The sequence below is a fragment of the Candidatus Tisiphia endosymbiont of Beris chalybata genome, from assembly GCF_964026555.1.
Classification (GTDB): Bacteria; Pseudomonadota; Alphaproteobacteria; order Rickettsiales; family Rickettsiaceae; genus Tisiphia.
Genome location: NZ_OZ032159.1, coordinates 693,104 through 708,963, shown reverse-complemented (window position 1 = coordinate 708,963; position 15,860 = coordinate 693,104). Strand labels below are relative to the sequence as shown.

15 protein-coding genes are annotated in these 15,860 nt (G+C 33.2%); 6 read left to right on the top strand and 9 right to left on the bottom strand.

Annotation, left to right across the window (positions count from 1 at the left end; translation table 11 throughout):
- The first annotated feature begins 8 nt into the window (after positions 1 to 8).
- The 3 genes from AAGD44_RS03435 (at position 9) to AAGD44_RS03425 (ending at position 4,773) form a co-directional block, all read left to right on the top strand.
- A complete protein-coding gene (locus tag AAGD44_RS03435; RefSeq protein ID WP_341764669.1) occupies positions 9 to 503 on the top strand; it encodes a DUF3576 domain-containing protein in 495 nt (164 codons plus the stop codon).
- A 184-nt stretch (positions 504 to 687) separates the two neighbouring features.
- Entirely contained in the window at positions 688 to 3,333 is a 2,646-nt protein-coding gene (leuS, locus tag AAGD44_RS03430; protein WP_341764565.1) for a leucine--tRNA ligase, read from the top strand.
- Between the two features lie 132 nt (positions 3,334 to 3,465).
- A complete protein-coding gene (locus AAGD44_RS03425) occupies positions 3,466 to 4,773 on the top strand; it encodes a hypothetical protein (RefSeq protein ID WP_341764564.1) in 1,308 nt (435 codons plus the stop codon).
- A 27-nt stretch (positions 4,774 to 4,800) separates the two neighbouring features.
- Here the strand turns inward: AAGD44_RS03425 and AAGD44_RS03420 are convergent, their stop codons facing one another.
- The 9 genes from AAGD44_RS03420 to AAGD44_RS03385 form a co-directional block, all read right to left on the bottom strand.
- Positions 4,801 to 4,938 (bottom strand): hypothetical protein, encoded by a 138-nt coding sequence (locus AAGD44_RS03420; RefSeq protein ID WP_341764563.1) that lies wholly within the window; start codon positions 4,936 to 4,938, stop codon positions 4,801 to 4,803.
- Positions 4,939 to 4,975: 37 nt separating this feature from the next.
- Entirely contained in the window at positions 4,976 to 5,413 is a 438-nt protein-coding gene (locus AAGD44_RS03415) for a transposase (protein WP_341764112.1), read from the bottom strand.
- Between the two features lie 211 nt (positions 5,414 to 5,624).
- A complete protein-coding gene (locus tag AAGD44_RS03410) occupies positions 5,625 to 6,392 on the bottom strand; it encodes an IS4 family transposase (protein ID WP_341764562.1) in 768 nt (255 codons plus the stop codon).
- The gene (locus AAGD44_RS03405; RefSeq protein ID WP_341764561.1) at positions 6,281 to 6,637 is read right to left on the bottom strand and encodes a transposase DNA-binding-containing protein; all 357 of its coding nucleotides are present in this window, start codon (positions 6,635 to 6,637) and stop codon (positions 6,281 to 6,283) included. The genes AAGD44_RS03410 and AAGD44_RS03405 overlap by 112 nt, the downstream gene beginning before the upstream one ends.
- Positions 6,618 to 6,728: a transposase DNA-binding-containing protein gene (locus AAGD44_RS07805; protein ID WP_410520997.1), complete on the bottom strand. Its 111-nt coding sequence runs from the start codon at positions 6,726 to 6,728 to the stop codon at positions 6,618 to 6,620. The genes AAGD44_RS03405 and AAGD44_RS07805 overlap by 20 nt, the downstream gene beginning before the upstream one ends.
- Before the next feature lie 50 nt (positions 6,729 to 6,778).
- Positions 6,779 to 7,396 (bottom strand): transposase, encoded by a 618-nt coding sequence (locus AAGD44_RS03400; RefSeq protein ID WP_341763778.1) that lies wholly within the window; start codon positions 7,394 to 7,396, stop codon positions 6,779 to 6,781.
- A gap of 93 nt (positions 7,397 to 7,489) precedes the next feature.
- Positions 7,490 to 7,651, bottom strand: coding sequence for a palindromic element RPE1 domain-containing protein (locus AAGD44_RS03395; protein ID WP_341764560.1), 162 nt, complete (start codon positions 7,649 to 7,651; stop codon positions 7,490 to 7,492).
- 34 nt (positions 7,652 to 7,685) lie between these two features.
- On the bottom strand, positions 7,686 to 8,759 hold the full coding sequence (locus AAGD44_RS03390) for a hypothetical protein (RefSeq protein WP_341764559.1): 1,074 nt from the start codon (positions 8,757 to 8,759) through the stop codon (positions 7,686 to 7,688).
- A 316-nt stretch (positions 8,760 to 9,075) separates the two neighbouring features.
- A complete protein-coding gene (locus AAGD44_RS03385) occupies positions 9,076 to 10,338 on the bottom strand; it encodes an MFS transporter (RefSeq protein ID WP_341764558.1) in 1,263 nt (420 codons plus the stop codon).
- A gap of 108 nt (positions 10,339 to 10,446) precedes the next feature.
- On the opposite strand from AAGD44_RS03385, the gene AAGD44_RS03380 reads away from it, so the two are divergent.
- The 3 genes from AAGD44_RS03380 to AAGD44_RS03370 all read left to right on the top strand — a co-directional run bounded on the left by AAGD44_RS03380 (position 10,447) and on the right by AAGD44_RS03370 (position 15,776).
- Entirely contained in the window at positions 10,447 to 10,869 is a 423-nt protein-coding gene (locus AAGD44_RS03380) for a hypothetical protein (protein WP_341764557.1), read from the top strand.
- Between the two features lie 165 nt (positions 10,870 to 11,034).
- Entirely contained in the window at positions 11,035 to 13,782 is a 2,748-nt protein-coding gene (locus AAGD44_RS03375) for a PD-(D/E)XK nuclease family protein (RefSeq protein WP_341764556.1), read from the top strand.
- Between the two features lie 311 nt (positions 13,783 to 14,093).
- Positions 14,094 to 15,776, top strand: a complete 1,683-nt coding sequence (locus tag AAGD44_RS03370; RefSeq protein ID WP_341764555.1) for an NAD+ synthase — start codon at positions 14,094 to 14,096, stop codon at positions 15,774 to 15,776.
- Positions 15,777 to 15,860: the final 84 nt, after the last annotated feature.

Genomic DNA, 15,860 nt, shown 5'->3' with positions numbered 1-15,860 from the left:
GCCAAATTATGGGGATAATAATTCTCCAATTCTTCCTTAATAACTATGCTGTAGCGGTAAATACAGACTATCCTGAAACAGAAGAAGAAAGAAAACTCCAGAAAATGGGGTCCTTAGCTGGGGAAGAAGGATTAACTTTTAGGCCTAGTAAAATAAAAAATGAATCCACAAAGTCTAAGGATCATCAAATTAATAAATATTTATGGCAAGCGTCAGTAGAAGCGTTAAATTTTATTCCTATGGCTTCTGCTGATTCAAATGGTGGCATTATTATTACTGAATGGTATAGCCCTAAGGAAAATAAAAATTTTCGATTTAAAATCAATATTATTATTAAAGATAATATAATTAGCCCTGATTCCATTCAAGTTAGGGTGTTTGAGCAACTACTTAAAAAAGGTAATTGGGTAGATCATTCTAATGCTTCCAATTTAGCTATTAGTATAGAAGATAAAATACTACGAAAAGCACGAGAATTATATATTAGTGCTGAAGGAAAATAATGATATATACTGCTTATACTTAAAGAACTATCATTTTCTTTTGAAGGGCGAGCGTTTGCTGCGTACATATAAGCACCTGAGTACGTGAGTTTACGATAAAATAAAAAAACAATTCAGCGAAGTGAGTAATATAATCCTTTAATAATTATCGTCGATTAAAGGTTGGAATTTTATTTTGAAAATTATGAAAGATATTGAAAAGAAGTGGCAAAAAATTTGGCATGAAGAAAAAGCTTTCGCCACAATCAACGACAGTAATAAACCTAAATATTATGTCCTTGAAATGTTGCCTTATCCTTCGGGCAAAATTCATGTTGGGCATTTACGGAATTACTCAATAGGGGATTGTACTGCGCGCTTTATGAAAGCGCAAGGCTATAACGTACTGCATCCTATGGGGTGGGATGCTTTTGGATTGCCAGCAGAAAATGCCGCTATCAATAATAATTCTCACCCTAAAGAATGGACTTATAATAATATTGATACTATGAGAAATCAATTACAATCAATTGGTTTTTCCTATGATTGGTCACGAGAGGTCACTACTTGTGCTCCCGAATATTATAAACATGAACAAAAATTCTTTTTAGAGTTGTATGAAAGGGGATTAGCTTATCAGAAAGAATCCTTAGTTAATTGGGATCCTGTGGATCAAACTGTTCTAGCGAATGAGCAAGTAATTGATGGACGCGGATGGCGTTCTGGTGCTTTAATTGAAAAGCGATACTTAAAGCAATGGTTCCTAAAAATTACTAACTATGCTGAAGAATTATTAAATGAAATTCCAAAACTGACCCATTGGCCTGATTCAGTGAAAGCTATGCAGGAAAAATGGATAGGCAAATCTGAGGGAAGCAACTTTAATTGGGCTATCAAAGATAGCCCTCATATTATTGAAGTATTTTCCACAAGACCAGAGACAGTGTTTGGGGCCAGCTTTCTAGCTATAGCTTATAACCACCCTATAGTTGATCAATTAATAGATAAAAATGATGATATTCTCTCTTTTATCCAACAATGTACTAATTTACATAATAATCTCGCAGTAGAAAAAGCTGAAAAAGATGGGGTGTTTACTAATCTCTCTGTTATCCACCCTTTTAACCCCAGTATTACGCTACCGGTTATTATAACCAATTTTGTTCTTATGGATTATGGGACAGGGGCTATTTTTGGTTGCCCCGCTCATGATGAAAGGGATCATGAATTAGCTATTAAACTGCAATTACCAATCAAACCAGTGGTGCTACCTCAAAACGTTGATTTAGGAATGGGGACAAATATACTCCTCTCAAATGATTTTGCCGCTAGGCGCGATGGAGCAAAGCCTATAGATAATAGGCGAGCATTGAGCAACGACGCATGTCAATCCCTATCAGCGGAGTACGATTCTTCTCTTTTACCTTACACTGGTGATGGAATAATGATTAATTCAGATTTTCTGGATAATTTAGATCTTCGAGAGGCTAGAACAAAAGTGATCAAAGAATTTGAAGACCGTAGTATAGGCAAGCGTATTACCAACTATCGCTTGAAAGATTGGGGAGTTTCGAGACAAAGATTTTGGGGCTGCCCTATTCCAATAATATATTGTTCGCTTTGTGGTATTGTGCCTGTACCAGCGGCTCATTTACCCGTTACTCTTCCAGAAGATATTAAATTTGGGGGGCAGGGTAACCCACTTGATTTACACCCTACTTGGAAACATACTATTTGTCCCACCTGCCAAAAAGCGGCCCTTCGTGAAACTGATACATTTGATACTTTTTTTGAGTCTTCCTGGTATTTTACCCGCTATTGTGACAACTCTGCTCCTAATATAACTAATAAAAATTCTTGTGATTATTGGTTGCCGGTCGATCAGTATATTGGAGGGGTAGAGCATGCGGTAATGCACCTTCTATACGCAAGGTTCTTCACTAAAATCATGCAGGAACAAGGTCATCTTAGCGTTCGTGAACCTTTTACCAGTTTATTAACTCAAGGTATGGTCCTCCATGCTACTTATAGGGATGCTGAAAATAACTGGTTTTATCCTGACGAAATAGTAAAGCATTCAGATAAGCTGATACATAAAAAAACGGGCAAGGAAGTCTTTCAAGGCCGCGTAGAAAAAATGAGTAAATCTAAAAAGAATGTAGTAGATTTAGAAACAATATTAGCAAACCACTCTGCGGACTCTGTAAGATTATTTGTCTTATCAGATAGCCCTCCGGAAAAGGATTGTGAATGCTCCGCTACTGGTCTTGAAGGATGTAGCCGCTTTTTAAATAAGCTCGTTGGTATGGCAGAAGCGATGGTTCATGCACAGAATTACTCGAGTTGTTTACCAGAAATTAAGTCAAGTAAATTACTAAAGCTTACTCATGCCACTATTAAATATGTTACTGAAGAAATTAGGGAGTTTAAATTAAATAAAGCTATAGCAAGATTACGTGAATTATTTAATGCGTTATCAGAGGAATATGCTAGAGAAACGAAAAAGGATATTAGGAATGTTAAAGAAGGTTTTGTTATCTTAATTAGGTTATTCAACCCATTTATCCCCCATATCACTGAAGAAATTTGGCAAAAATTAGGGAATAAAGAAAGGTTATATCAAACAGCTTGGCCTTCATTTGATGAGGCATTTTTAGAAGAAGAATTTTATATAATGGCCATCCAAATTAATGGTAAATTAAGGGCTACTCATGAATTTCATAATTTAACTACTGAAGACGAAATTAAGAATGTTACCTTACAGCTAGAGCCATTAAAAAAATACTTAGAAAATAATCCTCCAAAGAATATTATTATCATCCCAAAAAAAATAGTAAACATAGTAACCTAAAGCAATTATTAAGTAAAGATTAATAATTTAAGAAAAATATTAAGATATTGCTTGACTAGCATTCTGTATTTTACTATAATGCCTTCAAAATTATTATATATTATAATAAACGTTAATAGATAAAGGGATAAAATGTTTGGAATACAAACGCTACTGAGACTAGGAGCTACCGGAACAGCGGCTCCTACAACCGGATGGGCTGCAAAATCAGCCTGGGCGAAAATGTGTGACATTACAGGAACACAAATATGGTTGGGGTTGACCGCGCTGCCAATAGCTTCTAAACTGGTCGAGGAAGCGGAACCAATAACTTATAAAAGTAAATTACAAGAGGCTGAACGTTATAGTTATTATTATAAATGTTTATCCGCATCTTCTACTGGGGTAGGGGTGGGTAGTGTCGTAACTGGTGGGACATTCGCTCCTCTAACGCAAATAATTGGATACATCACAGCTGGTATAGGCCTATTTACTGGAGTTAAAGGAATATACGAGACTCATCAAAAAATTAAATATTATTCTGGTATGCTTAAAGAAGCATCAGAAACGGTGTATTTAACTACCTCAGAGATAGAAGGTTTTACATATTATACTCTCACAAATCAACAAGGTCTCGATTGTCTAAGACAATACAAATATATTCAAGGTTTTCATCCTGAATTTATATCAAATCCACTGACATGGACGCCTAAACTACTGCAAGTAAATGGTAATTTTATTGAAGGTTCAAAGACTGTCATACAAAACTATCTACAAGCGACGTATGTTCTACGTAACATTAAAGGTGATACTGAACATTATACTTCAGACCTATGTCGTTCAATGGAAGTACCTAGCCTAAATCAAATTGTACTTAATAAATTAGAAGAAGAATTTTCTCCTGCTCTTGTTGAGGAAGCGCAAAAACTTACAGATATAGATCAATATATTGATAACCACTTAAAAAGTTATCAGGGTAGTTTGTGGTATAAAGGCGCGTGGAATACAGAGACAGCAATTATAAATAAAAGAGAAAAATTAGAAGAAAAAGTTACTACGCTTCAAAAGATAAAAGAACGAGGTGAAGAAATATTACGAGAATATAGTAATATTGATCCTCAAGAAGAACATGACAGTGTTCTTGGAGTTCCAGCGGACGATGAGCGACATTGCCCAGAACTTGAATATCATAGTGACTCTAGAAATAATAATGAAGCTCTAGACAGTATATATTATGATACTTGCTCATCAGAAATATCACTAGCAGGGGTAGAACCCGACTATAGTATAATAGCAGAATTTAGATGGTTAGATGATAACCGACAAGTACAACAAACTATTTTTGGTAATAAAATAAAACTTACTGCTAACTTCTCTGATCAAATGTATCACTCAATTAAACCTCATACTATAAAAGTTCTGTGGTTAGATAGTAACGTTGAGCAAGAATATACTCCTTAAATGCCCTGAGAATTCGCTATAAAAGTATTAGACTTCCTGCATAAGGAGATCTAGTGGTGATTTTGTCGTCGAAACTCCTCTCTGTTCCTCACGTACGTCTATGTACGCTGCGGTACTCGACTTCGTTTCTCCTAAAAATTCTTCAATTATCTTTAGGTTATGCAAGAGGTCTATTGTTTTTTTTATTTTATCATATGTGAGTTTAGGATAAGAACAAAGGAGGATTAGCAGAAGTAACTAATTTCAAGCTAAGTTTTTTAATAGCATATCCTACCACACAAGCCAAAATATGGATTAGAAAATTAACAGGTGATCTATTTCTTGAATGCTCTAGATTCATGCAATTTTTGAGTACATTAAATACTGACTCAATTAGAGCTCTGTTCTTTAACGGTACTTTATCTTCTATTCCAAGTAAATGTTTTGTCATATCTTTGCGAATACTGGTAAATAAACGTAAGCTTTTAGCAAAAAGTTTGTTAAATATCTCCTTTGATATATAAGCCTTATCACCAAATAATTTACCTTCTAACCCTTGAGTCATAGACAAAACAGTAGAGATATCACTTCTATTTCCTTTAGTAATTTTAACTGCCATTATCTCTCCTTTATTGTTAATAATTAAATAGACCTCTTGCATAACCTAAAGATAATTGAAGAATTTTTAGGAGAAACGAAGTCGAGTACCGCAGCGTATAGTATAGTTCATTAAGGTGCGTACAGGGTGTTTATCTTCAAGCAAGCATGACTACTAAGCTTCCCGCGTACTATCGTGTATGTATCATAGTACCCTAAGCTATACATAGACGTACGTGAGGAACAGAGAGGAGTTTCGACGACAAAATTACCAATTAGATTAGGTTATGCAAGAGGTCTATTGATATGGCATTCTTTAGCCGAGCGATATTCTCTAGCTGTAATTCTTCTATCTTACAACCACTTTTTAATATCTTAAAATATATCTCAATTTGCCATCTTAACTGGTAATATTTTACTATCTCTAATACCGTAGAATCCTTATCTATATCAAGCGTAGTAAATAGCAGCCATTCCACCGGCATCTCACCTTGAGGTGGGTTTTCTTCTGTGCATAATATGGCATTAATTTCTAGGAACCCTAGCTCATTGAGCTTCTTGACTTTACGCGGGGGATCCAGCTTTATTCTACAAAATTTAATAGTTTGGACTACCGTTCTGTCTTTTCTTTTTTTATCTATTGCACAGAGCTGAAATATAACCTTAGAGCTTGCTCTTTGCTGTCTTAAATAACCAAATAATTTCCTTGTCTCATCAGGCTCATTCCCGCTTAATAACCTGTCACTTTTAGCTCTAACAATAATATGGGCAGCAGATTCCCCTAATTTATATTCACTTAAAAACTCATAAAAATCTCCCTCCCTATCAGCTATATTGATGAATAATTTATCCTTATAGTTCCCAGCTATTTTATTAGTTAATCTATAACTCTCTATCCATCTTATGGACTCTTTCTCTTCTATAGCTTTAGCTATGCTCCTTGCTTTCTTCCCCTGTAATTCATCTCTAATAAAGCTTTTATTATCAAGCACGCCAAGACAAACCCCGCTCTTGTTAAAAGCAATAGTAGGATGTAATAACAATCCTTGATCTTTGGTATTATATATATGACCAAGACCAGCTGCTTGCGATGACTATAATTTAAAATCGTAGTATCTTGTACACATAAAATTATCTCTTCTTTTTCTATCCTTCTAACGCTTGCTTGATAATGAGGGTGTAATATTTGATCACTACTAACATTGTCATTATCAAAAAATCTGTAAGCGGCCTTTACTTCCGGCCAGCCCTTAAAACTACTATTAATGCTAGGCACTATGCTTACCAAAAAATGCTCCCAGTATCTCCTTAGAACGCTCATTTAACCTCGCATCTCCTAAATCAATAGAATCTAATCCCTCTTCTACCCACCGCTCCATTTGGTTAAACCTCTCTACTCAGAGAGGAGTTTCGACGACAAAATTACCAATTAGATTAGGTTATGCAAGAGGTCTATTTTTCCAATCGTTAAAGTTTTTAAACCTTTCTCAAGACGAATTTGGTGATCCGTTCTTAGGGGAATAGCAAATCTTATATGATTATCTATTAAGAAATTTAACCATTCTTTATTCATAAATTCTCGATCAGCAAGTAAATATTTTATTTTTTCAACCCCAAAATTGTCAATAAACTTCTGCAAAAATTCTTCCATAAATTCTTTAGAACAAGCTCCACCATGCGATAAAGAATGCCAATATATTGGCACTGATATCTTACCAATTACAATTACTAAAAACAAAATATTAATATCTGTTTTACCAAATTTCCAATTTGTTCGATCCATTGCTACAACATAATTTCCTACACCGAACAAGCTTAACAGTAATGATGCAACCTTCATATAATCAAAAGTAAATTCTTTTAACAATCGATAAATCCTATGGATTTTTGACGATGCTTTAGCATCACCTGAAATACCAAGCGCTAAACCCTTTGGGTCGATAGAACCTCCAGTTATTAAACTGATTATCATCCCAGACAAACATTTTAATCTTGATTTATTTCCGTCTATATATAAAATCAATTCTTGAAGTAGTATTTGGTGCATAGTTTCTCAAAAAATATCAACCTTATACTACTTCTTCCCTCCCTAAATCAACCCTCCAACCCAAAATCGTAGGGTACTATGGAGGTAGACCCCCTAAATATAGTAAGAAAGACATATTAGACCTCTTGCATAACCTAATCTAATTGGTAATTTTGTCGTCGAAACTCCTCTCTGTTCCTCACGTACGTCTATGTACGCTGCGGTACTCGACTTCGTTTCTCCTAAAAATTCTTCAATTATCTTTAGGTTATGCAAGAGGTCTACTTAATAGAAATTGCAAGATAAAAGTTTATATTTCTTCCTCCTGATTGTTATCCCCTATTACGTTACTCCTCCCCTCTATTTGTTCTTCTTGCGTTAGATGATCTATTGTTAAGAAGAGGCTATTTATTGTTATATCTATTCGCTCTTCTGTTAGTTTTATTGCTGGAGTTAAAGTTATAATAGATTTATCGAGGTTTTTAAGATCATTATAAAATTCTTCCCCTGGGCAGAAGTATAAAAAAGTTTTTAATTCTTTATACCAGGAATTAAGTAATGGCTTTATGGCGTCAGAAGTTATAAATTTTAAACTATTCACTATATAGCTATATTTTATAATATTTATTAACTTGCTATCAATATATTTTTGCGTATCACTATCTCTTTGGTATTCTGTTATTAGCGCTAAACAAGTACCACAAACTTGCGTAGTATGAGCTAATATGGCTTTTGCTTCGAAAGAATTATCATGAGATATATTTTCAAATAATATAGAATGACAACATAACAATTTATATAAGTCTTCATCAACAATGACCTTTTGTAAAGGAGTCGTTAATGAGATAAATGTATTGAGATAAATATTTAGATGGGGGCTATAAAAAACATCTATCTCTCCTATAATTTGTGGCAATTCCAAAATTTGACCACGTTTTATTAATAAATTACTGCAATATCCGGTAATTTCAATAAAAAGTTTATTAGCAAAAAAATTTTTCTTTATATAAGTAAAAAGATTATCATGATTGTTAAGACATGTTGAACAATTTGTCGTAGGTTCAACAGAAGGATCGCCAACGGGGTCCCATTTAGGTACTAAGCTTATTTTTTTTATTATTTCCCGCAGGGATTCATTGTGGGTATAAGTTTTAAATAATTTATTAGCTAGTTTATTAGAAATTGTTTCGGTCAAGCAGTTAATTATACAAAATTCGCTAAAAGTTATTTTGGGAGGATAAGCTGTCTGAGTATTGACTACAGAGATATAAACATTGTTTAAAACCGCCATTAATTCAAAAACGTTGAGCAATTTAATATTAATATGATCTTGCTTGGACCAGCTTCCTAAGTTTTCAATGTTATTAGATAAAACAATTTGCATAACCCTCTTAAGTTTAAATTTAAAATCTTAAGCATACACCAGCTAAAAGTTGAAAACAAAGAGGTATTTTAAATATTCAGTAAATTTTTAATGCAGATCTAGGCTCTGTGAAGGGTTCTATGTAATAGTAGATTCGATAGGAATTTTTGCTCACAGAATCCTACACGGTGTGCGGCTCGGCTTGCACATCCCTAGCGCTTCTTGAAGTTTGGCCTTCAGGCTGCCTACCTTCTTTATTACGAACAGTATATAAGGATTTTAGCCTAGATTGCCCTGCAAATTATCCGCTTGATACAAGTTCCAAAGGGGGGCTGTTCTATAAGCTAGTATTTTTAGAGCTATTGACTTTAACTTTGGAGAATAAATATAAAAATATTAAGATCCCAATAAAACAACAAACAGGTATAGTAGAAATTGCGGCAGTAAAATCATAACGGCTATAAATAGCTAGTCCTGCCTCGTCTATGCTACCATCCCATTGGTAGGTTATTGCATGGCTCATAAGTTTATGGAAAAAATATCCAAATACCATATTTATACAGTTAGCTATAGCAATTGCAAGACCTGCAGATTGGATACTAACTAATCTGCTAACAACGCTGAAAATAAGTACTTGATAGCAACAAAATATCCCTAATAGCAACATGAGTAAGCATGTAGTATAAAATCCTAATGAAGGGGCATATAATAAAATAATAAAAATAATTATCATCATTAACCCGCTCATTATTATGACTAAATTAGATGATTTGACTAAATTTGATATCATCGCAAGTATTGGTCCGCCAAAACACATGCCAGTATATACAAAGGAGGTGGCTAAGCTGCTTTCTATGTCATCCATACTATAAATTTGTTTAAAGAAGGGGATAGCCCATAGATCTGCAAATCCTTCTAATGCTCCTACCATTAATCCACCGGCGATCCCAATCAATATGATGGTAGGATTAAATAAGAGTTTCCCTATAGAAACATTAGTAGTAGTAACAGTAGACTTACCTTGGTTATCACCTACATCTTTGATTAGTAGGATCATTATGCCAATAGCAAGCCCCACTACAGATAAACTATAAAAGGTATTTTGATAACCAAAGGCAGTAAATAAGATTTTCATTGGAGTCAACCCAAATACTGCCCCCACTAAGCCAAAAGTAAAAGAAAAACCTATCATTAACGCTTGATATTTTAATGGGAAATAAGCTGTAATAATTTTAGCTACTGATAAAAAACCTACAGCAGAACCAGCCCCAATCATTAATCTACTAATTAATAAATAATTAAAACTAGCACTATTAATAAAAGCTAAAGTCCCCAGTGAAGTAAGTAGAATAGATAAAAAAGTAACAATTCTGAAATTAAATTTATCTAACATTATACCAATAGGTAATTGCATTCCTGCATAACCCAGGTAATAATATCCCGCAAGAGTACCAAATGCTATAGTATCAATAGAAAATTTTTGCATAATTTCTTCTCTAAGAATACCCACAGAAAGCCTTAATATAAATTGGAAGGCAAAAAATAAGCTAGCAAAGAACCATAAAAAAAGTGGCTTATGTAAAGAGGCAATTCTATTCACAGGAAAATTTTATATATTTGATTTTAAAGGGAGGAATTATAGTACAGTATAATTGTTACATCAAGTTTTTTTATCATGCACCTTAATATATTTTAAATTAATAGCAACATGCAACAAGAATCAATATATCCATTACTATTTACCGATAGCTTATTAGGTAACGTAGTTATAATCTTAGATAGTGAGATAATAGTTCATTCTTTTACTATTTTTAATAATTATAATAATTTATTAATACTAATTATAGCAACAATTGCTTCATTATTAGCAATTACTATAAATTACTTGTTCGGTAGAATATTAGCTAGAATTTTTGCTTATTTCGCAACGGTGCGGATGTATAATAATTACCAATTATTTGTTCAATTTTTCTCAAAATACAGTATATTCCTCCTTTGCCTGAGTATACTCCCTTTAGGCAGTAAATTTATTCCTTTAATTGCTGGTTTTGTTAAAATAAGATTTTTGCGGGTTGTATTGGTTAGTGCCTTTATTAAATTATGCTATTATATATACGTAATTTATCTATAGACTTCCTGCATAAGTCAAAAAAGCGCTCGGGATTTTTGACTTATGCAGGAAGTCTTATAAAATTTCCTTTACAGAACCTAAAACCTACCTTTAAAATTTAGCTGTTAGTGCCTAAGTAATTACTAGCTATAAGTAATATTATAACCCCTATAGTATCAAATATTAATGAATTTATATAGAGTCAACCCATCTTCACCATTTTTAGAGATATTAGCTAATTTTATTCTAGATAATTTTGTAACTAAAAATTCTATTAATAACCTTAAGGTGATATTGCCAAATGGTATAGCTTGCTTAAATTTGCAAGAGATTTTGGTTAAGAAACAGACTTTGGCAATTTTACCTAAAATTATCCCAGTTGCTAATATTATGGCTGAAGGAGAAGAAATATTTAAGATCCCCCCAGCAAATTTAGAAGCGATAAGTTTTTTGCAAGAAAAAATTATTCTAACAGAAATTATTCAAAATTATCCTAAATTAAAATTTACTACCCAACAAGCTTTGCAGTTTTGTCCTATAATTACTGAACTGTTTTATGTACTTGCTTGTCATCACTTATCCATAGAGGATGTAAACATTATCGAACAGAAAAACTTGTCAAGTCATTGGGATTCTATTTATGAGTTTCTCCAGTACACCTATCATGCATGGAATGAAAAGCTAATATTCTTACGAAAACAAGATCGGGTCAAATGGCACATAACTATGTTGGAGGCGGAGATAGCCAGGTTAAAACATCCTAACTGTAGTTTAATAGCTGCTGGGATAGTTGGGGATGACCTTATATTATGGAAATTTTTAAAAGATATTGCAAGTTCCCCCAGAGGTTTTATAATTTTATCCCCTATTGATAATATACCAGATTTCTTGTTTAACGCACCAGGGAAAGCAGAAGAAGATTGTTTATATAATTTTAAAAAACTATTAGGATTTTTGGGACGTAATTTATCTGATTGTCAGCTTCTAGGAGCTGCTCCCCCCCATGACACTATTTTAAATAAATTAATTATAGAAAGTAATGAGCAAAAATTTAATGAATCCAACGTACAATCTCTTACCAGTATAAAATATATTGAACTTGAGGATATTTTTGAAGAAGCAGAACAAATCGCATGGTTATGTAAGCAAGATACTAGCAAAAAAATAGCCATTATTGTAGAGAGCCCTCTTACTAAATCCTTTTATTGTAATTTTTTAACTAAATATTCTTTAGAATTTCAAGATTTATTAGGTAATAATTTATCTCAAACTTTAACTAGCTCTTTGATAGTTACTATTACCGAAATATTATGTAATAATTTTGATTTAAAACAGTTATTTTTTTTATTAAAAAATCCCTTAATTAATTCTCGATTAGTTCAAGAATTAGAACTATTAATTAAGGGGAAAAATCGATTTATTCTAAGCCAGGAGCAGTTGTTGGCAGTAATAGAAAGTTCGAATAATAAAGAATTAATAGATTGGGGTGGGAAATTAATAAAGCTAGTCTACCAATATACTGATAATAATTTTATTAAAATATTGAAAACTTCAATGAAAATTGCTGAAAAACTTTATCCTGATATTTGGTATGAAGCGAACGCTTTGGAGCTTACAAATTTTCTATCTGAGCTGGTCAAAAATGATGGTAATTTAATATTAGAAAATAAAAAATATTTTCCAGAATTGCTTAAAATGTTAATGAAGGGGTATACCTATTTTACTTCTAATCCCTCCCCTCCCAATATAATGCTCGGTAAGACAGAAGATTTAGCATTATTAAAATTTGATTTGGTAATATTAGCTGATTTCAACCAGGGGCGAGGGTCTTCTTATTCTTCAATCAATAAATGGGTTAATGAGAAGACATTACAAGAATTGCAGATTACTGTTACGAAGACCAAGAATTCTATATACCAATATTTTTTCTACTTATTGCTACATAACACAGAGGTAATAATTACTAGAGCCAAAAGACAAAATGGCAAATCGGGGGTATTACCGTCTAATTTATTACTCAAGTTGGCATTCTTGTTAGGCAATCAGTTAATTAAGCAAACCTCAATAATCACAAATAATAATCTGGGTATTGTAAGACCAGATAATATTAACCCTACAAATAAACAAGATTATATCTATAGTCCCGTTTTCCCTAATATCTTGTCGGCAACTAATATCGAGATGTTAATCCGAAATCCTTATAGTTTTTATGCTAAAACGATATTGAAATTAAGGGCTAGAGAGATAATAGGGCAAGATCCTAAAATATCTGAATTTGGTATTTTTATTCATAAGATTTTAGAACAATATTCCACAAATTATGATGACTCCACACCTGATCCGCTGCAATTGATATTAGATATAAGTGATGGCATTGCACAAAATACAACGCTGCCGCTTTATACTAAGAAAATATGGCAAACGAAGTTTATTCCTATCGCCAAATCTTTTATAGAATTTGATGAAGAGCGTAGAAAGCATTTCAAATATATTTATCCTGAATGTAGGGGAGAAATGTCTTTAACTATTGCAGGTCAAGAATTAAAAATAATAGCTGTAGCGGATAGAATAGAAGTAAATGAAAAAAAGCAAGCGGTGATTATAGATTATAAGACTGGAACTTTACCAAATAAACAAGATGTAGAGTTAGGTTTATCTCCTCAGTTAATTATTGAAGCGTTAATATTACGGGAAGGAGGTTTTGGCATACAAGTTGCAGAAATTCAGCAAATTATGTATGTCAAACTCTCAAGTTCACCACCATATATTCAAACTATAGCAATTGATTTAAGCAAAGAAGAATTAAATAAACATCAGCAAGGTATGTTGCATTTATTAGAATATTATATAACTAATAAAAACTTTTCTTGTGAAATTGATTTATTACCCTATAACGATTACGAGCATCTTGCACGTATAGCCAAAGTGATTTAGCTGGTGACACTTGAATTTAAAGGTGAGGTTGCGCAGCGTATAGAGAATACGTGAGCACAACCGAATCCTGCAAAATCAAGTGTCACCAGCTAAATGCCGCAGGCTATACAATCAGTTCTATCAAAACTGTATAGTATACTCGGTGAACTTCAAGAATTGGCGTCGTCGTGCCTTAAAGATCGAGGCTGCTCACGTACTTTATAGTATGCGGCGCTGCTCGACTTTGCCGTTCCTCGCTCTCTTCTTGAAGTTGATTCTATCGTCTACCTCTTCTTCAGGTGCGAGCAGTATACAAGATAATAAGGAGTATCATGAAAATATTAGTTGCACAACTTAAGCCTAAAATTGGTGATTTAGAATATAATATTAAGCTAATAACCAAATATTATAACATAGCGCTTAGTCAAAATTTGGATGTATTGTTACTGCCTGAATTAATTACTACTGGTTATTTATGTGAGGATTTATTCTTACATCGTGCATTTATTAATGACGTACAAGCATATGTTACTGAACTTATACAAATTACTAAAAAAACAGTACTGTTACTGCCTACTGTGATTTATAAAAATGCCGGCTTGTATAATGGAGTATTAGCCGTGCAACATGGTATTTGTATTGGTTCCACTACCAAAAAATATTTGCCAAATTATGGAGTATTTGATGAGAAAAGGTACTTTTTAGAAGGCTCACCAGAAATAATCGAAATTAATGGGATTAAGGTAGGAGTAGTAATTTGTGAAGATTTTTGGTGTTCAGAGGTGTCTAAGGAGCTCAAATCTAAAGGAGCTGAAATAATATTAGTGCCAAATGCTTCTCCTTATGAAAAGGATAAATTCAATATTAGAATTCAAAAAGCTGAGCAATGTTTTAAAGATAATAATTTACCAATTATATATTGTAATCAAATAGGGGGATATGATGGTATAATTTTTGATGGCAATAGTTTTATTTATCAGGATGGGCTTAAGCATGTATTAGGTTCTTTTATTGAAGATACTTGTATTGTTAATATAGATTTTCATCCAGCTTTAGCGCCAAGCATAAATTTGATCCCTGTAGAGAACGGGAACCAAACGGAAGCTAAGTTTACTTCAAAAGTCTTGCCTTATGCTCCTTTAGCGGAAGCAGAGCAAATGTATAGTGCAATAATTTTAGGGTTTAGGGAGTATGTTATCAATAATGGCTTTAATTCAGTATTACTAGGAATATCTGGCGGGATAGATTCAGCTTTGGTAAGTGTTATTGCCTCAGATAGTTTGGGGGCAAGTAATGTGACATTAGTGATGTTACCTTCTGAATTTACCAGCAAGGAGAGTATAGAAGATGCTGAGCAGGTGGCTCAGAACTTAGGGGCAGTATACCAATCTATATCAATAATTGATATGCTGAAAGCAGCCAAGAACACTATTAATAATATTTCCTCTATAGCTTATGAAAATTTGCAAGCAAGAATTAGAGGTACTATCCTTATGAGTATTGCTAATTCTACTAATAGCTTATTGGTGGCTACTAGTAATAAAAGTGAGAGTGCTACTGGATATGCTACGTTATATGGGGATATGTGTGGCGGATTTAGTCCAATTAAGGATTTATATAAAACAGAACTTTATAAAATAGCAAGATTTCGCAACAAAAATCTCCCCCGCTTAATTGATATTAAGACTCCCGTAATTGATATAATACCCTTGCGAATATTTAGTAAACCTCCTTCGGCAGAATTATCTCATAATCAAAAAGATAGTGATTCATTGCCAGAGTATGAATTACTTGATCAAATTTTAAATTTACATATAGAGCATAATCTAGGAATGAATGAGATCGTAAAACTAGGGTTTGATAGTAATATAGTAAAAAAAATAGTGTTATTAGTAAAAAATTCTGAATTTAAACGAAGGCAATCGGCAGTAGGAATTAAATTAACTAGTTGCAGTTTCGAGAAAGAAAGACGCTACCCTATCACCAATGACTATAAGGTAGGGGAAGGAAAATAATAGACTTCCTGCATAAGTATAGTATAGTCCATTAAGGTGCATACAGGGTACGTATCTTCAAATATGCATGGCTACTATGCTTCC